Origin of the sequence: Enterobacter sp. FB, assembly GCF_000805795.1 — a bacterium.
Lineage (GTDB): Bacteria > Pseudomonadota > Gammaproteobacteria > Enterobacterales > Enterobacteriaceae > Enterobacter > Enterobacter roggenkampii.
Genome location: NZ_JSZC01000013.1, coordinates 494019 through 511485, shown reverse-complemented (window position 1 = coordinate 511485; position 17467 = coordinate 494019). Strand labels below are relative to the sequence as shown.

Genomic DNA, 17467 nt, shown 5'->3' with positions numbered 1-17467 from the left:
GGCGGCAGCAAAAAATTTTTATAGCTCTTTTTTGCTGATTAACAGTCGCGTCATTCATAACCAACTGACGAGATCTTGCTCACATTTCCATCATTTCTGGCTCTGCACCACAACTCAACACCGTCGGCACCGTCGATGTGCAATCCCCCTTTTTATCCCCCGCGCTTCTGTGACTTATTCCTAAAAAAGACGCTTTTTTAATCACTTTCCGCTTTATGGCAGGGGTTTTGCAGTTTAACAACGAGCCACACCTACACACATTTTTAAGGAGAGAAAGATGTTGAGCCTGCGTGCAGTGAATCAGTTTTACGGAAGTCAACATACGCTATGGAATGTGGATTTAGATTTTCCGCAAGGGATGTGTACAGGCGTCGTTGGCCTGCCGGGGATGGGGAAAACCACCCTCATGAATTGCATCGCCGGGAAAGTTCCCGTCGAAAGCGGCAGCATCATCTGGTATGAGGCGGGCGCGCCGCCGCGCGATTTGCTCAACCCGCCGCCAGAACAGCGTTCCGGGCCGGGGATAGGCTATGTCTCGCAGGACAGGCGGATCTTCTCCCAGCTCACGATTGAGGAGAACCTGCATATCGCCATGCGGGCGACGGGAAAACCGAACCCGGAGGCGAAAAATGACGTTTACGACCTGTTCCCGGCGCTCTATGCCTTGCGACGAACCCGCGCCAACACGCTCTCTCCGGACGACCAGTATCAGCTGGCGCTGGCTAATGCGCTGGTGAACCGCCCTCACCTGCTGATCCTGGATGAACCGCTGCACGGCGCGGGGCACAGCGTTGCCCAGAAGCTGGTACAGCTGCTGGGGCGCTTAAACCGGGAGTTAGGGATGACGGTGCTGTTAGCGGAGCAGCAGCTGTCGTTTATCCGCCGGGTGGCGGACCGTTTCTGTCTGCTCTATCGCGGGCGTAACGTGGCGCAGGGCCACGTTAACGAACTGGATGACGAGCTTATCGCTCACTGGATGTCGCGGGAAGCAAAACGCTGAGATCGAGATAACGTCCGATTTCGGCATTTTCCGCGCCGTCAGCCAGCCAGGGAATTTCCCCGAGGCACGGCGCGGGAAGAACGCGCCTGAGCGTCGCCAGATACGCCTGATGGCGTTTACCCGGCGCAACCACGTCGTTGGCTATCCAGCCCGCAAGACGCAGCCCTGCCTGCTGTACGGCCTGCGCGGTCAACATGGCGTGATTGATGCAGCCCAGCTTGACGCCGACGACAAGAATGACCGGAAGCTGCTCGGCCTGCACCCAGTCAGCAAACGTCTGCGTGTCTGAAAGCGGCGTAAACCAGCCGCCAGCCCCTTCCACCAGCACCCAGTCGGCCTGGCTTTCCAGCGTCCGCAGTCCGGCGGACAGCACGGCGAAATCAATCGGACGGCCTTCATCGGCGCTGATAATGTGTGGCGAGGTCGGTTCGGCAAAGGTGTACGGATTCACTGCAGAATAGGCGAGTTCACGCGTGCTGTTACGCTGGAGCGCCAGCGCGTCGGTGTTGCGTAACCCTTCCGCCGTCATCTCGCTGCCGGACGCCACGGGCTTATACCCGGCGGTGTTTTTCCCGAGCAGCCGTGCCGCCTGCAGCAATGCCGTGCTGGCAACCGTTTTGCCCACTTCTGTGTCCGTGCCGGTGACAAAATAACGTTCAGTCACGTTCGATAACCCCATGAAAAAGTTGATAGGAGAGCGGGAAATGCCCCCGCTGCTGCGGCCAGGCCAGCTCAAGGCGCTGCAGCTGACCCCGGGTAAGCGGTTTTTTCTCGCGTCCGGTATGCAGGTGCGTGGCGCCAATACCCTTCAGCGAACGCATGGCGCTGAACGCATCGCTAAAATTGAGCGTGATGGTCTGCACCGTGCTGCGATAGCGCCAGCCTGCCAGCGCCTGCGTCACCTGCTCATGCGATAAAAACCGGTTAGCGTGCGGCTGTTCATCCACCGCTTTCCAGGCCTGATTCAGCTCCGGCAGCGAACTTTCCAGCAGGGTGGTAAAGGCCACCTTCCCGCCCGGCCGCGCCACGCGATAAAGCTCGCGCAGGGCCTGCGGCAGGCTACTGCACCACTGAACCGCCAGATGGCTCCAGACCAGATCGAACTGCGCGTCCGCCAGCGGGATCGCCTCGATATCGGCCAGCAGATAACGATCTGCCGCCTGCCGCTGGCGTGCCTCTTCCAGCATCCGGGCTGAGAGATCGATAGCCGTCACCTGGCTTCCCGCCCCGCGCCAGTAGCGGCTGTTGCTGCCGGGACCACACCCGGCGTCCAGCACTTGCGCAAACGAGGTCTCGCCAAGCGCGGCCAGAAGCCCCTGCGCGCTCAGACGCTGCAGCTCATCATGCTGCGAATAGCTCTGCGCGGCGCGGCCAAATGCGGCCGCGATGGCCTGCTTATTCACCGGCATCATGGAGCGCCTCCAGCAACGTCTCAATATCCTGTGCTTCATGCGCCGCCGTCAGGGTTAAGCGCAGCCGCGCCGTGCCCGGTGGAACGGTTGGCGGGCGGATGGCGGTGACCCACATGCCGCGCTGGCGCAGCGCCTGTGCCAGTGCCAGCGCGCGGGCATTTTCACCGACAATCACCGGCTGGATAGCGCTCTGCGAGTCGGGACTGTGGAAAGGCAGCGCCGCGAGTCCCTGACGGAAGCGCGCAATATGCTCTGCCAGCCGCTGGCGACGCTCCTCCCCTTCTGCGCTGCGTATCACCGCCAGCGACGCCGACAGCGCTACGGCCTGCGCCGGGGGCATGCTGGTGCTGTAAATCAGGTGGCGGGCAAACTGCAGCAGATAGTCGGCGACGGATTCGCTGCACAGCACGGCGGCCCCGCTGACGCCAAAGCCTTTGCCGAAGGTGACAATCAACAGCTCCGGCTTCACGTTTTGCTGGTATGCGCTCCCGCGCCCTTCGTCGCCCATCACGCCAGTGCCGTGGGCATCGTCCACCAGCAGCCAGGCATGCTGCCGCTTTGCGGCCTCGTGCAGCGCGGCAAGCGGCGCGCTGTCGCCGTCCATGCTGAACACCCCTTCCGTGACCGCCAGCTGTTGTCCGTCGCAGGGTTTATCCAGCAGCGCAGCAAGCTGCCCCGCATCGTTATGGGCAAAACGCCGCAGCTGCGCCGGGCTTAAATTTGCCGCCTCCAGCAGGGAGGCGTGGCTCAGGCGGTCGGCGACAATGCGATCGTCCTTGCCCATCAGGGCCGTGATGACCGCCTGGTTGGCGGCAAACCCGGAGATAAACAGCAGCGCGCGCGGGTAGCCCAGCCAGTCGGCAAGCGCCTCTTCCAGCGCCTGATGCGCCGTGGTGTATCCGCTGACGTGTCCCGATCCGCCGCTGCCCACGCCAAACCGCTCCGCGCCCTGCTGCCAGGCGCGGATAATGGCCGGATGCTGGCTCAGCCCGAGATAGTCGTTGCTGGAGAAATTGCAGAACCGCTGGCCTTCACGGGTAAGAAAACGGCCCGCGCCGTTTTCCACCACCCTGCGAACGCGAAATGCCTCTGCCGCCCGACGCTCGTCGAGCGCAGAGTTGATCCGTGCCTGCCAGGTCATACGGCTGCCGCGTTGTAGAACTGGTCGGTGTCGGCGTTGAAAATCTGCTGCTCCAGCTGCTGCTGTTGCTCGTTATCGCCCGTCAGCACCTCGGTCTGGTGCGGGTTCAGCCCCAGCTTGCGGAACAGCTGAACGTCTTTGTCCTCTTCCGGGTTCGGCGTGGTCAGCAGCTTGCAGCCGTAGAAGATGGAGTTGGCTCCGGCCATAAAGCACATCGCCTGGGTCTGCTCGTTCATCTGCTCGCGGCCCGCTGAGAGGCGAACGTAAGACGTCGGCATCATGATGCGCGCCACCGCGATGGTGCGGATAAAATCAAACGCATCCACGTCCTCGTTATCCGCCAGCGGCGTGCCCTTGACCTTCACCAGCATGTTGATCGGCACGCTTTCCGGCGGGGTCGGCAGGTTCGCCAGCTGCAGCAACAGGCCCGCGCGGTCTTTCACCGTTTCGCCTAAGCCCACGATGCCGCCGGAGCAGACCTTGATCCCCGCGTCACGCACTTTATCCAGCGTATCCAGACGCTCCTGGTAGGTACGCGTGGTGATGATGTTGCCGTAAAATTCCGGCGAGGTGTCGAGGTTGTGGTTGTAGTAATCCAGCCCCGCCGCCGAGAGGCGCTGCGCCTGCTCTTCGTTGAGCGTGCCGAGGGTCATGCAGGCTTCGAGGCCCATCTCCTTCACGCCCTTCACCATCTGCTCCAGATACGGCATGTCGCGATCGTGCGGGTTCTTCCACGCCGCGCCCATGCAGAAGCGGGTTGATCCAGCGTTTTTCGCCTTGCGCGCGGAGTCGAGGACCTGCTCGACCTCCATCAGGCGCTCTGACTCCAGACCGGTTTTGTAGCGCGCGCTCTGCGGGCAGTATTTGCAGTCTTCGGGGCAGGCGCCGGTCTTGATCGACAGCAGCGTGCTGACCTGAACATGGCGGGGATCGAAGTGCTGGCGATGCACCTGTTGGGCTTCGAACATCAGCTCAAGGAAAGGTTTGTTGAATAATTCAGTAACTTGCGACATCGTCCAGCGTGCGTGGTGAGCCATCGGGCTTCTCCAAAGGGTTTTGTTAATTTTCGGTTCGGTTTATACTCGTAAACCTAAAACTTTTCAAAATGGTTTACAAGTCGATTATGACCCAGGACGATCTCGCCTTCGACAAGCAGCATATCTGGCACCCTTACACCTCCACCACCCGCCCCCTTCCCGTCTATCCGGTGGCCTCCGCCCACGGCTGCGAGCTGCACCTCGCCAGCGGCGAGCGGCTCGTTGACGGGATGTCCTCCTGGTGGGCGGCCATTCACGGGTACAACCACCCGCGCCTGAACGCGGCGATGAAGACGCAGATTGACCAGATGTCGCACGTGATGTTTGGCGGGATCACCCATCAGCCCGCGGTGGATTTATGCCGCCGTCTGGTGGCGATGACGCCTGACTCGCTGGAGTGCGTATTCCTGGCGGATTCCGGCTCCGTGGCGGTGGAAGTGGCGATGAAAATGGCGCTGCAGTACTGGCACGCCAAAGGCGAAGCGCGCCAGCGTTTCCTCACCTTCCGCAACGGCTATCACGGGGATACCTTCGGGGCGATGTCGGTCTGCGATCCGGACAACTCCATGCACAGCCTGTGGAAGGGGTATCTGCCGGAAAACCTGTTTGCCCCTGCCCCACAGAGCCGCTTCGACGGCGAGTGGAACGAGATGGACATGGTCGGCTTCGCGCGGCTGATGGCGGCGCATCGCCATGAGATCGCCGCCGTCATTCTTGAGCCGATCGTGCAGGGCGCGGGCGGAATGCGGATGTACCATCCGGAATGGCTGAGGCGTATTCGCAAGATGTGCGACCGCGAGGGCATTCTGCTGATTGCCGATGAGATCGCCACCGGCTTTGGCCGCACCGGCAAGCTGTTTGCCTGCGAACATGCGGGCATTGCGCCGGATATTCTGTGCCTCGGTAAAGCGTTGACCGGCGGCACCATGACGCTCTCCGCCACGCTCACGACCCGCCAGGTGGCCGACACCATCAGCGACGGTGAAGCCGGCTGCTTTATGCACGGCCCGACGTTTATGGGTAACCCGCTGGCCTGCGCCGTGGCGAGTGAAAGCCTTGCGATTCTGGAGAGCGGCGAGTGGCAGACGCAGGTTGCGGCGATAGAAGCGCAGCTGAAAGCGGAATTGAGCGCCGCCTCGGGCGCGAATTTCGTGGCGGACGTGCGCGTGCTGGGCGCCATCGGGGTGATTGAAACCACCCATCCGGTGAATATGGCGGCGCTGCAGCGCTTCTTCGTGGACCAGGGCGTGTGGGTCCGGCCTTTCGGCAAGCTTATCTATCTGATGCCGCCGTACAGCATCACGCCAGAGCAGCTTCGAAAATTAACCGACGCGGTTGTAACAGCCGTTAACATTCCCGCGCATTTCACGATTTAACCCAATGCATTACACTTGCTGAACGAGCGATCAACGAGGGTAAACCGTATGAAAATCATCAGTAAAGATCTGCGCGACGGCGAAAAGCTGCCGGAACGGCACGTTTTCAACGGCATGGGGTATCAGGGCGATAACATCTCCCCGCACCTGGCGTGGGACGAGGTTCCGGCAGGCACCAAAAGCTTTGTCGTGACATGCTATGACCCGGATGCGCCAACCGGTTCCGGATGGTGGCACTGGATCGTGGCGAACCTGCCTGCCGACACGCGCGTGCTGCCGCAGGGTTCCGGTTCAGACCTGGTTGCCCTGCCTGAAGGTGCCATTCAGACGCGTACTGACTTCGGTAAAGCGGGCTACGGCGGCGCGGCGCCACCAAAAGGGGAAACTCACCGCTATATCTTCACGGTGCACGCGCTGGACGTGGAGAGAATTGAGGTCGATGAAGGCGCGAGCGGCGCGATGGTCGGGTTTAACGTGCATTTCCATTCCCTGGGGAGCGCGTCGATTACGGCGATGTATTCGTAAAAAAAGCCGGGTGGCGGCTACGCCTTACCCGGCCTGGATTTCGTACTCGTAGGCCCGGTAAGCGCAGCGCCACCGGGCAAAAAAATCACAGCACCGAAGGTAGCAGCCCCACCAGCCGCCCCTCTTCCAGAAGCTGCATCGCCTTATCAATATCCGGGGCAAAGAAGCGGTCATCATCGTAATGCGTGACGTGCTCGCGCAGCGCATGACGCGCCTGCTCAAGCAGCGGGCTGGATTTGAGCCCTTCACGCAGATCGACACCCTGACTTGCCGCCAGCCATTCCACCGCCAGCACGCCGCGGGTGTTGGAGGCCATTTCCCAGAGACGACGCCCGGCAGCCGGTGCCATCGAAACGTGATCTTCCTGGTTTGCAGACGTTGGCAGGCTGTCCACGCTGTGCGGGTGCGACAGGGCTTTGTTCTCGCTTGCCAGCGCTGCGGCCGTCACCTGAGCGATCATAAAGCCCGAGTTGACCCCGCCGTTACGCACCAGGAACGGTGGCAGCTGGGACATGTGTTTATCCATCATCAGCGCGATGCGGCGCTCAGACAACGCGCCGACTTCGGCAATCGCCAGCGCGATATTATCCGCCGCCATTGCCACCGGCTCGGCGTGGAAGTTACCGCCGGAGACCACCTCGTTTTCCTGGGCGAACACCAGCGGGTTATCGGACACCGCGTTGGCCTCCACCAGCAGCACCTCCGCCGCCTGGCGCAGCTGCGTCAGGCATGCCCCCATCACCTGCGGCTGGCAGCGCAGGGAATACGGATCCTGCACCTTCTCACAGTTGTGGTGTGACTCCGCGATCTCGCTGGTGTCGGTAAGCACGTGACGGTACATCGCGGCGGCATCAATCTGTCCCCGCTGACCGCGCACCTCGTGGATGCGGGCATCAAACGGGCGACGCGAGCCCAGCACCGCTTCGGTGGTCAGCGCGCCGCACACCACCGCCGAGGCAAACAGATCTTCCGCTTCAAACAGGCCGCGCAGCGCGAAGGCGGTCGATGCCTGAGTGCCGTTCAGCAACGCCAGCCCCTCTTTCGCCGCCAGCGTGATCGGCGTTAAGCCGGCTTTTTTCAGCGCCTCTTTCGCAGGCAGCCACTCGCCCTGCCAGCGCGCTTTGCCTTCGCCCAGCAGCAGCAGCGACATGTGCGCCAGCGGTGCGAGATCGCCGGAGGCCCCGACGGAACCCTTCGCCGGGATCCACGGATAGACCTCCGCATTAACCAACGCCATCAGCGCCTGGATCACGCTCAGGCGGATGCCGGAGAAACCGCGCGCCAGGCTGTTGATTTTGAGCACCATCATCAGACGGACAATCTCATCGTCAAGCGGCTGGCCGACGCCCGCCGCGTGCGACAGCACCAGAGAACGCTGCAGGTTTTCCAGATCGTGCGTCGCGATGCGGGTCTGCGCCAGCAGCCCAAAGCCGGTATTAATCCCGTAAGCCGTGCGCCCTTCGGCAACGATGGCTTCAACGCAGGCCACGCTGTCGTTAATGGCGGCGTGGGCGCTTTCATCCAGCGAAAGGGTGACCGGCTGACGCCAGACGTTACGCAGCTGCTTGAGCGTCAGTGAGCCGGGAGTGAGGGTTAATGCGTTCATTCATGCTTTCCTTGTGTGGCAGGGATCATCGGCAGGTTAAGGCCCTGCTCTTTGGCACAGTCAATGGCAATCTCGTAACCCGCATCCGCGTGACGCATCACGCCGGTGGCCGGGTCGTTGTGGAGCACGCGAGCGATACGCGCGGCGGCTTCATCCGTTCCGTCACAGACAATAACCATCCCGGAATGCTGGGAGAAGCCCATCCCCACGCCGCCGCCGTGGTGCAGCGACACCCAGGTCGCGCCGCTGGCGGTATTCAGCAGGGCATTCAGCAACGGCCAGTCGGAGACCGCGTCCGAGCCGTCGCGCATGGCTTCGGTTTCGCGGTTCGGGCTGGCGACGGAGCCGGAGTCCAGGTGGTCTCGGCCGATGACGATCGGCGCGGAAACTTCACCGCTGCGCACCATTTCGTTAAAGGCGAGGCCCAGTTTTTGACGCCACTCCAGCCCTACCCAGCAGATACGCGCTGGCAGGCCCTGGAAGTTAATGCGCTCGCGGGCCATGTCCAGCCAGTGGTGCAGGTGTTCGTCATCGGCGACGATCTCCTTCACTTTGGCGTCGGTTTTGTAGATATCTTCCGGGTCACCGGACAGGGCAACCCAGCGGAACGGACCGATGCCGCGGCAGAACAGCGGACGGATATAGGCCGGAACGAAGCCGGGGAAATCGAAGGCGTTATTCACGCCCATCTCTTTCGCCATCTGGCGAATGTTGTTGCCGTAGTCAAAGGTCGGAATACCCATCTGGCTGAAGGTCAGCATGGCGGAGACGTGCTCGGCCATGGAGCGTTTCGCGGCAAGCACCGTGCCTTCCGGGTCGGTCTCCGCTTTTTGCTGATAGTCTTCCCACGACCAGCCTTTTGGCAGGTAACCGTGCAGCGGGTCATGGGCGCTGGTCTGGTCGGTGACCAGATCCGGACGCACGCCGCGGGCGACGAGTTCAGGAAGAATGTCCGCCGCGTTGCCGCACAGGGCAATCGACATCGCTTTGCCTTCGGACGTGTATTTTTTGATGCGCGCCAGCGCATCGTCCAGGCTGGTCGCCTGTTCATCGACGTAGCGGGTACGCAGACGGAAATCAATGCGGCTCTGCTGGCACTCAATGTTCAGCGAGCACGCGCCGGCCAGCGTGGCGGCCAGCGGCTGCGCGCCGCCCATCCCGCCAAGACCGGCGGTCAATACCCAGCGGCCTTTCAGCGAGCCGTTGTAGTGCTGGCGACCGGCCTCCACGAAGGTTTCGTAGGTGCCCTGCACGATCCCCTGGCTGCCGATGTAGATCCAGCTCCCGGCGGTCATCTGGCCATACATCGCCAGCCCTTTCGCGTCGAGTTCGTTGAAGTGTTCCCAGGTGGCCCAGTGCGGCACGAGGTTAGAGTTGGCGATCAGCACGCGCGGGGCATTTTTGTGGGTTTTAAACACGCCAACCGGCTTGCCGGACTGCACCAGCAGGGTTTCGTCGTTTTCGAGTTCGGTCAGTGCCTTAACAATGGCGTCATAGCATTCCCAGTTGCGCGCGGCGCGGCCAATGCCGCCGTAGACCACCAGCTCGTGGGGGTTTTCCGCCACCTCAGGATCAAGGTTGTTCATCAACATGCGCAGCGGGGCTTCGGTGAGCCAGCTTTTGGCGGTAAGGGTGGTGCCGCGCGCGGCGCGGACGTCCTGCTGGCGGTATTTACCTGACGACATTGTGTGCTCCAATACGGGACAGATGATGCATTTAGATATACTTGTATAGACAAGCACACACAAGGTCGGATTTAACAAAAAAGATACAATTTTGTTATATTGCGTTAGCGATCACGCTTATAAAACTTATGACATAAAGTGGCCCTGCAGCCGGTAACGGTTCCCCGGGAAAAGCAGCCGGGCATGTGACACGATGTGCGACGAGGACCAGGTTCGACGGCGGATCAGCAGGCACGGGTCGTGCTCTTTAATGCGCAGCCGTTCGCACTCCTGCGGCGTGGCGCGCACGGCTTCCACAATGTGCTCCCCTTCCGTCAGCGGTGCGACGAGCGAGAGATAGGCATGCGGCGTGGTCTGGGTGTAATCCTGGTTCAGATAGTCCGGTATCCGTTCAGCGTTCACGCAGCGATCCTCAATCTGCACCGGAACGTCGTTTTCGAAATGCACCATCACAGAGTGGAAGATCCGGCTGCCTTCTTTAACATTCAGCTCTACCGCCTGCTCGGCGCTGGCCTGGGTCTCTTCGAGCACCAGCACCTCACAGCGGTGCTGATGATTACGCGCGGCAATCTCGTCCGCAATGCTGCGGATTTCAAACAGGGCGGACTGCCCTTTCGGCTCCGCCACAAACGTCCCGACGCCCTGCAGGCGTACCAGAAGCCCTTCGTCGGTCAGCTCGCGCAGCGCCCGGTTGATGGTCATCCGGCTAAAACCAAACTGCGCCACCAGATCGGCCTCCGAGGGAATACGGTCGTGCGGCCGCCAGACGCCGGTGGCGATTTTTTCGCTGATCGCCTGCTTCACCTTTTCGTAGAAAGGCGCGGGAGGGCTCGACGGCGGCAGGGGTGAGCGTGAAAACATCGTGACTCCTTGAATAGTGTTATGCCCACCAGTGAGCAATTTGCCAGGCCAGACGGGCGGCAAGCTTTGCGCCCTGCCCGTCCCGATCGAACTGCGGGTTAAACTCTACCAGATCGGCGGCCTGTAGCTTACCGCTACGGCAGATTTGTTCGATAACGGGGAGGAGATCCAGTGCCGGTATGCCTAACGCAGCCGGAGCGGAAACGGCAGGCATTTCGCTGGCGGGCAGGACGTCCAGATCGATTGTCAGGTAGACGCGATCGGCCTGGGCCAGCACCTTTTCCAGCGCGGATAGCGCATCGCGCCTGAAATGGAGATCCTCCACCAGCGTGACGTTCAGGCGTTCAGCCTCATCCCACAGCGCCTGCGTGTTCGCCGCCCGGCTCACGCCAAAGCAGGCGTACTGAAATGCCCGCCCGCGCTCATCGCAGTAGTGCGCCAGCTGGCGAAACGGCGTGCCGGACGTCGCCCGGTCGGCCTTGCGCAGATCGAGATGGGCATCAAGGTTGATAATGACCACCCGCTCGTTCGGGAAGGCGTCCAGCACGCCGCGACCGTGCGCCCACGCGGTTTCGTGTCCGCCGCCAAAGACCAGCGTGCGCATCCCGGAGCGCTGGCAGGCTGTCACGGCATCGCTTAACGCCTGCTGTGCCGCTTCCAGCTCGTCACCTTCAACGTAAACCGACCCCATATCCGCCAGCCGCTCGTGTCCCAGATGGCTTGCCATATTTGCCAGCGCCTTGCGCAGCACATCAGGCGCCTGCACGGCGCCGGGCCTGCCCTGATTGCGTTTTACCCCTGCATCACATTCAAAGCCTATCAGCGCAATGCCGGATGCCAGCGGCGTGAACGCCCCCTGCTGCCGTATCGTCTGGAAAATGCGCGTTGCGTTGCTGGCCTCGGCGCTGTCGTCGCGCCCCTGCCAGACCGTTTCGGCGACGGGCCGCCATAACCTCATACTGCCTCCCCACGGAAAATACGTTGATACAGCGGATTGCGTCCCGGCTCGTAGACCATCTCTACCGGATGGTGTGCATCCCAGACGATGAAATCGGCGACAAACCCGGCCCGCAGCTGTCCGTGGGTTTCCCCGCGGCCCAGCGCCTGCGCGGCATGCCGCGTGACGCCAGCCCAGGCTTCCTCGGGCGTCAGGCCAAACTGGACGCAGGCCATGTTCATCGCCAGGTGCAGGCTGGCAAACGGGCTGGTGCCGGGGTTATAGTCGGTGGCGACCGCCATTGGCACGCCCTGTTTTCTGAGCTGTTCCACCGGCGGACGCTGGCGCTCCTGCAGAAAATAGAACGCGCCGGGCAGCAGAACCGCCACCGTGCCGCTTTGCGCCATCGCCTGAACGCCTGCGTCGTCAAGATATTCGATATGATCGGCAGAGCGTCCTTTATACCGGCTGACCAATGCCGCACCGCCCTGATTCGACAGCTGCTCGACGTGCCCTTTCACCGGAATACCGAGCGCGGTTGCCGCCTTGAAGAGGCGCTCGGTTTGCGACGGGGTAAAGCCGACGTTTTCACAGAACACGTCGACAGCTTCAAACAACTCTTTTTGCCACAGCGTGGGCAATATTTGCTCGCAGACCAGCGTGAGGTAGGCATCCGGATCCTGTCGGTATTCCGGCGGAACCGCATGGGCCGCCAGCAGCGTTGGGCTGATATCGATCGGATTATTGAGGCTCAGCTGGCGTGCGACCTGCAGCATTTTCTCTTCGGCCTCGGCGTTGAGGCCGTATCCCGATTTGATTTCAACCGTGGTGACGCCTTCATTCATCAGACGCTGAAGCCGCTGCTGTGCCAGATTAAGCAGGGTTTCGGGTGAACTGCTGCGCGTCGCCGTCACGGTCGCGTTAATCCCGCCCCCCTGGGCACTGATGGTTTGATAAGAGACACCGTTGAGACGCTGCTCCCACTCCGCCGCGCGATCGCCGCCAAACACCAGGTGGGTATGGCAATCAATCAGGCCCGGGGTGACCAGACGACCCTGAAGATCGACACAGTGAGTGTGTCCGGCCGGAATGTCAGATTCAGGTATCACGGCCAGGATAGTTTGACCCCGTATAACCAGGGCGTGTTGATCTTTCAGTCCATAGGGCGCACGGACGTCCGGCGCCATCGTAGCCAGTCGCGCATTTCGCCATATCACATCGTCAGGATGAATCTGCTGCATGGGCTTTCCACTTGTCATGGGTTGTATAGACATTTATTTTCATCTGTTGTCTGCTGTCAACCGACTTTGCGGAAAATGTTATTTATTTGTGATCACTTACCCGCCGCTCCAGGGCTAAAAATGCAACTTTTACCCTTTTTATCTTCCCGTTTCGCTCAACTTAGTATAAAAAAGCAGGCTATTTCGTCTATCCCGTAAAGACTTGCATACCCAGGAGCTTCACCTTGAACATTTCCAGGATTTCCCGTCTGGCGTTAGCGCTCGCCTTTGTCGTGACCTTATCCGCATGCAGTTCAACCCCACCGGATCAGCGCCCTTCTGAGCAGGTCGCGCCCGGTACCGCCTCCCGCCCGATTTTGTCCGCTGATGAAGCGAAGAACTTCGACCGTGCGCACTACTTCTCGTCGATGGCTCCTAACGCTGCGCCGTGGACCCCGTCTTCGATTAACCTGCCGAAACAGCCTGACTTCGTGGTTGGCCCGGCAGGTGCGCAGGGCGTAACGCATACCTCTATTCAGGCTGCGGTAGATGCTGCCATCACGAAACACAGCGCGTCTCGCCAGTACATCGCGATCCTGCCAGGCGAATATGAAGGCACCGTGTATGTTCCGGCGGCACCGGGCAGCATTACGCTTTACGGTCTGGGCGAAAAAGCAATCGACGTAAAAATTGGCCTGGCGATTGATTCTGAAATCGACAGCAACACCTGGCGTCACCTGGTGAACCCGGCCGGTAAATATATGCCAGGCAAACCGGCGTGGTATATGTTTGATAACTGCCAGAGCAAGCGTTCCGCCACCGTTGGCGTGATGTGCTCAGCGGTGTTCTGGTCTCAGAATAACGGTCTGCAGCTGCAGAACCTGACCATCCAGAATACCCTGGGCGACAGCGTTGACGCCGGTAACCACCAGGCCGTCGCGCTGCGCAGCGATGGCGATAAGGTGCAGATTAACAACGTCAACATTCTGGGTCGTCAGAACACCTTCTTCGTGACCAACAGCGGCGTGCAGAACACCCTGCAGAATAACCGTCTGACCCGTACGCTGGTAACCAACAGCTACGTTGAAGGTGACGTGGATCTGGTGTCCGGCCGCGGCGCGGTGGTATTTGATAACACCGATTTCCGCGTGGTGAACTCACGCACTCAGCAGGAAGGTTACGTGTTTGCTCCGGCAACCCCGTCGAACCTCTTCTTCGGCTTCCTGGCCGTGAACAGCCGCTTTAACGCTGCCGGTGACGGCGTGGCGCAGCTGGGACGCTCCCTGGACGTGGACGCGGCGACCAACGGTCAGGTGGTGATCCGCGACAGCGTGATCAACGAAGGCTTCAACATGGCGAAGCCGTGGGCGGATGCGGCGATCTCTAAACGTCCGTTCTCCGGCAATACCGGTGCGGTGGACGATAAAGGGAACGTGCAGCGCAACCTGAACGACGCTAACTTCAACCGCATGTGGGAGTACAACAACCGCGGTCTGGGTAGCAAAGTGGTTGCTGAGCCGAAGCAGTAAGCTGTCCTTTTGCCGGGTGGCGGCTTTGCCTTACCCGGCCTACAGGTTATGTAAGCCCGGTAAACGCACTGCCACCGGGCATAAAAAAACCTCGCATTCGCGAGGTTTTTTGTTTTAAGCCGCTTAGTGAGCGTTAACCACCACCCACATCGGCCCCTGGCCTACGGCGTAGCGCCCTTTCTCTTCCAGCAGCCCCTGCTCGCCTTTAATTTCATACAGCGCGATGTGGTGGGATTTCTGCCCCGCCGCAATCAGGTATTTGCCGCTGTGATCGATATTAAAGCCGCGCGGCTGCGTTTCCGTCGGCTGGAAGCCTTCAATCGCCAGCACGCTGCCGTCTTCAGAAACGCTAAACACGGTGATCAGGCTGGAGGTGCGGTCGCAGGCGTACAGATGACGGCCATTTGGCGTAATGTGAATATCCGCCGCCCAGCGGGTGTCGGAGAAATCAGACGGCATCATGTCCAGCGTCTGCACGCACTCAATCTGACCGTTTGGATCTTTCAGCTCCCATACGTCCACGGAGCTGTTCAGTTCGTTGACCACGTAGGCGTACTGCTGGTTCGGATGGAAGACCATATGACGCGGGCCTGCACCTTCTACCGTCGTGACTTCAGCCGGATTCTGCGCCACCAGATGACCATCGTCGCTCAGGGTGAACAGGCAGATACGATCCTGCTTCAGGGCAGGCACCCACAGCGTGCGGTTATCCGGAGAGATATTCGCCGAGTGGCAGCCTTCCAGCCCTTCCACCACATCCACGGTTTCGACCGGAATGCCATCTTCCAGACGCGTTACGCTGACGCAGCCCGCATTATACGAGCCGCTGAAGACAAAGTTGCCTTTACGATCGGTTGAGATATGGGTTGGACTGCCCGGCAACGGCGCTTCGGCAGTGTACGTCAGCGCGCCGTCGTCCGGAGAGATGCGATAGGCCAGCACGCGAAACTCCGGGCGCACACCCACGTACAAGAAACGTTTATCCGGGCTGATGACCATCGGCTGTACCTGGCCTGGCACATCAACAACCTGAACCAGCGTGAGTGTCCCTTCGGTATTTAAGCGCCAGACGTGGATCTGCTGGCTTTCAGGACTGGCGGTATAAACGGTTTGTTTCATGAATATTCACTCCTCACTGCGCATGAAAGTAATTAACTTTTGACGGTGAATGCTGAATTGTCGACAGGAATTTTGAAGCATTCGCCTCTCGGTGTACCATCCCATCAAAACGTAAATTCAATATTAACCCGGGAAAACAGATGACCTCGCGTGTGATTGCTCTGGATTTAGACGGTACCTTACTGACGCCGCAAAAAACCCTTCTCCCCTCTTCTCTGGAAGCGCTTAAACGCGCGCAGGAAGCGGGATATCAACTCCTTATCGTAACGGGTCGACATCACGTAGCCATTCACCCTTTTTATCAGGCACTGACGTTAGATACACCTGCAATTTGTTGTAATGGCACTTATTTGTATGATTATCAGGCAAAAAAGGTTTTAGCCTCCGACCCGCTGCCGGTTCCCCAGGCGCTGCAACTGATTGATCTGCTGGATGAGCATGCCATTCACGGCCTGATGTATGTGGATAACGCAATGGTCTACGAGCGCCCTACCGGCCACGTGGTGCGCACCAGCAACTGGGCGTTGTCCCTGCCTGAAGCGCAGCGTCCGGTCTTTACCCAGGTATCCTCCCTGCGTCAGGCAGCCCAGGACGTTGAGGCTATCTGGAAATTCGCCCTGACGGATGAAGACACGACCAAACTGAATACCTTCGCGAAGCACGTCGAGGAAACGCTGGGGCTGGAGTGCGAGTGGTCCTGGCACGATCAGGTAGATATTGCCCGCAAAGGCAACAGCAAAGGCAAGCGTCTGACGCAGTATGTGGAATCACAGGGCTGGTCAATGCAGGACGCGATCGCCTTCGGCGACAACTACAACGACATCAGCATGCTGGAAGCCGTCGGTACGGGCGTGGCGATGGGCAATGCCGACGACGCGGTAAAAGCGCGCGCTAACGTGGTGATTGGCGACAACACCACCGACAGCATCGCGCAGTATATTTATACCCACCTGCTGTAATCAGGCGGTGATCGAGACGCTCTTAATTTGCGCGTAAAGCCACAGGCCGGGTTTGATCCCTAACTCATCCCTGGCCCACGGGCTGATGCGCGCCCAGAGCGTCCGGCTTCCCACCTCGAGCTTCACTTCCACCTGGCCGTTATCATCAAAACACTCCGCGACTTTGGCGCGCAGAATATTTCGAATACTGGTTTGCAGCGGCGGCTGCAGCACCAGCGAGACGTCAGATGCCTGAATACGAATACGCAGCGCGGACTGCAACGGCTTGTCGATCTTATTGACCCACAGGTGCTGATCGCCGAGCGCCAGCGCCGTCATCGCGTAGTGCGGATGGTGTTCCAGCACGCTCACCTTCAGAATGCTGCTCTGCTGTTCCCGGGGTAACCACGGGTGCATTACGCTGCTGCCCCAGACCTCTTCCAGGTTGCCGAAGGCCTTGACGCTGCCCTCTTCCAGCACCAGCACTTTGTCGGCCAGATGGAGGATCTCATCCAGCGAATGGCTGACGTAGAGCATCGGAATATTAATTTCTCGCGTCAGGCGCTGCAGGTAGGGCAGGAGCTCACGTTTGCGCGGAATATCCAGCGAGGCCAGCGGTTCGTCGAGCAGCAGCAGTTCGGGCGCGGTCAGCAACGCGCGGCCAATGGCCACGCGCTGTTTTTCTCCGCCGGAAAGCGACGAGGGCAGCCTGTCGAGCAGTGGCTCAATGCCTAAAAGCGTCACCAGCTTATCAAACTGTCCGGCCATGCTTTTCGCCATGCCGTAACGCAGGTTGCCGCGCACGCTGTAGTGCGGGAATAAGCGCGCGTCCTGGAAAACATAGCCAATGCGGCGTTTATCCGGCGTGAGATAAACCTTGTTTTCCACGTCGTTTAAGACGCGGTTATTCAATACAATCCGTCCTGACTGCGGGCGCGTCAGGCCGCTGATGGCATTTATCAGCGACGTTTTCCCCGCCCCCGAGACGCCGAAGATGGCAGTGATACCGCTTGCAGGCAGCGTCTCGTTAAGCGTCAGGGTATGGTTTCCCAGCGTCTGGGAGAAATTCAGTTCCAGCATG

At 60.2% G+C, this 17467-nt stretch carries 16 protein-coding genes; 5 read left to right on the top strand and 11 right to left on the bottom strand.

The window, feature by feature from the left end:
* The first annotated feature begins 277 nt into the window (after positions 1-277).
* A complete protein-coding gene (locus PI91_RS09300; RefSeq protein WP_008501137.1) occupies positions 278-1000 on the top strand; it encodes an ABC transporter ATP-binding protein in 723 nt (240 codons plus the stop codon).
* Here PI91_RS09300 and bioD read toward each other — a convergent pair.
* Genes bioD through bioB form a run of 4 tightly spaced genes read right to left on the bottom strand, consistent with a single transcriptional unit; the run spans position 963 to position 4590 of the window.
* Positions 963-1664, bottom strand: a complete 702-nt coding sequence (gene bioD / locus PI91_RS09295) for a dethiobiotin synthase (protein WP_198527861.1) — start codon at positions 1662-1664, stop codon at positions 963-965. The genes PI91_RS09300 and bioD overlap by 38 nt on opposite strands.
* Positions 1657-2412, bottom strand: coding sequence for a malonyl-ACP O-methyltransferase BioC (gene bioC / locus PI91_RS09290; RefSeq protein ID WP_039266002.1), 756 nt, complete (start codon positions 2410-2412; stop codon positions 1657-1659). The genes bioD and bioC overlap by 8 nt, the downstream gene beginning before the upstream one ends.
* The gene (gene bioF / locus PI91_RS09285) at positions 2396-3553 is read right to left on the bottom strand and encodes an 8-amino-7-oxononanoate synthase (RefSeq protein WP_039266001.1); all 1158 of its coding nucleotides are present in this window, start codon (positions 3551-3553) and stop codon (positions 2396-2398) included. The genes bioC and bioF overlap by 17 nt, the downstream gene beginning before the upstream one ends.
* Positions 3550-4590 carry a biotin synthase BioB gene (bioB, locus tag PI91_RS09280; RefSeq protein ID WP_008501133.1) on the bottom strand — a complete coding sequence of 347 codons (1041 nt, stop codon included), beginning with the start codon at positions 4588-4590 and terminating at the stop codon, positions 3550-3552. Before bioB ends, bioF begins: the two co-directional genes overlap by 4 nt.
* 68 nt (positions 4591-4658) lie before the next feature.
* Here bioB and bioA point away from each other — a divergent pair, with 68 nt between their 5' ends.
* Together bioA and PI91_RS09270 are read left to right on the top strand one after the other, a co-directional pair.
* On the top strand, positions 4659-5966 hold the full coding sequence (gene bioA / locus PI91_RS09275; protein WP_069598011.1) for an adenosylmethionine--8-amino-7-oxononanoate transaminase: 1308 nt from the start codon (positions 4659-4661) through the stop codon (positions 5964-5966).
* A 48-nt stretch (positions 5967-6014) separates the two neighbouring features.
* Complete coding sequence (locus PI91_RS09270; protein ID WP_021240999.1) at positions 6015-6491, top strand: kinase inhibitor; 477 nt, start codon at positions 6015-6017, stop codon at positions 6489-6491.
* An 85-nt stretch (positions 6492-6576) separates the two neighbouring features.
* On the opposite strand, the gene hutH is transcribed toward PI91_RS09270, so the two are convergent.
* The 5 genes from hutH to hutI form a co-directional block, all read right to left on the bottom strand.
* Positions 6577-8097, bottom strand: coding sequence for a histidine ammonia-lyase (hutH, locus tag PI91_RS09265; RefSeq protein ID WP_039265998.1), 1521 nt, complete (start codon positions 8095-8097; stop codon positions 6577-6579).
* Complete coding sequence (hutU, locus tag PI91_RS09260) at positions 8094-9782, bottom strand: urocanate hydratase (RefSeq protein ID WP_039265996.1); 1689 nt, start codon at positions 9780-9782, stop codon at positions 8094-8096. The genes hutH and hutU overlap by 4 nt, the downstream gene beginning before the upstream one ends.
* A gap of 126 nt (positions 9783-9908) precedes the next feature.
* Complete coding sequence (locus tag PI91_RS09255) at positions 9909-10643, bottom strand: histidine utilization repressor (RefSeq protein WP_023326935.1); 735 nt, start codon at positions 10641-10643, stop codon at positions 9909-9911.
* Between the two features lie 19 nt (positions 10644-10662).
* The gene (hutG, locus tag PI91_RS09250) at positions 10663-11601 is read right to left on the bottom strand and encodes a formimidoylglutamase (RefSeq protein WP_039265995.1); all 939 of its coding nucleotides are present in this window, start codon (positions 11599-11601) and stop codon (positions 10663-10665) included.
* Positions 11598-12821 carry an imidazolonepropionase gene (gene hutI, locus PI91_RS09245; protein ID WP_039265994.1) on the bottom strand — a complete coding sequence of 408 codons (1224 nt, stop codon included), beginning with the start codon at positions 12819-12821 and terminating at the stop codon, positions 11598-11600. Before hutI ends, hutG begins: the two co-directional genes overlap by 4 nt.
* 224 nt (positions 12822-13045) lie before the next feature.
* On the opposite strand from hutI, the gene PI91_RS09240 reads away from it, so the two are divergent.
* Entirely contained in the window at positions 13046-14329 is a 1284-nt protein-coding gene (locus tag PI91_RS09240; protein WP_039265993.1) for a putative acyl-CoA thioester hydrolase, read from the top strand.
* Positions 14330-14452: 123 nt separating this feature from the next.
* Here PI91_RS09240 and pgl read toward each other — a convergent pair whose 3' ends face one another.
* Entirely contained in the window at positions 14453-15448 is a 996-nt protein-coding gene (pgl, locus tag PI91_RS09235) for a 6-phosphogluconolactonase (protein ID WP_023292974.1), read from the bottom strand.
* Between the two features lie 140 nt (positions 15449-15588).
* Between pgl and PI91_RS09230 the strand changes: the two genes are divergently transcribed.
* Positions 15589-16407 carry a pyridoxal phosphatase gene (locus PI91_RS09230; protein WP_039265992.1) on the top strand — a complete coding sequence of 273 codons (819 nt, stop codon included), beginning with the start codon at positions 15589-15591 and terminating at the stop codon, positions 16405-16407.
* Here PI91_RS09230 and modC read toward each other — a convergent pair whose 3' ends face one another.
* Positions 16408-17466, bottom strand: coding sequence for a molybdenum ABC transporter ATP-binding protein ModC (modC, locus tag PI91_RS09225; protein ID WP_039265991.1), 1059 nt, complete (start codon positions 17464-17466; stop codon positions 16408-16410).
* Between the last annotated feature and the right edge of the window lies 1 nt (position 17467).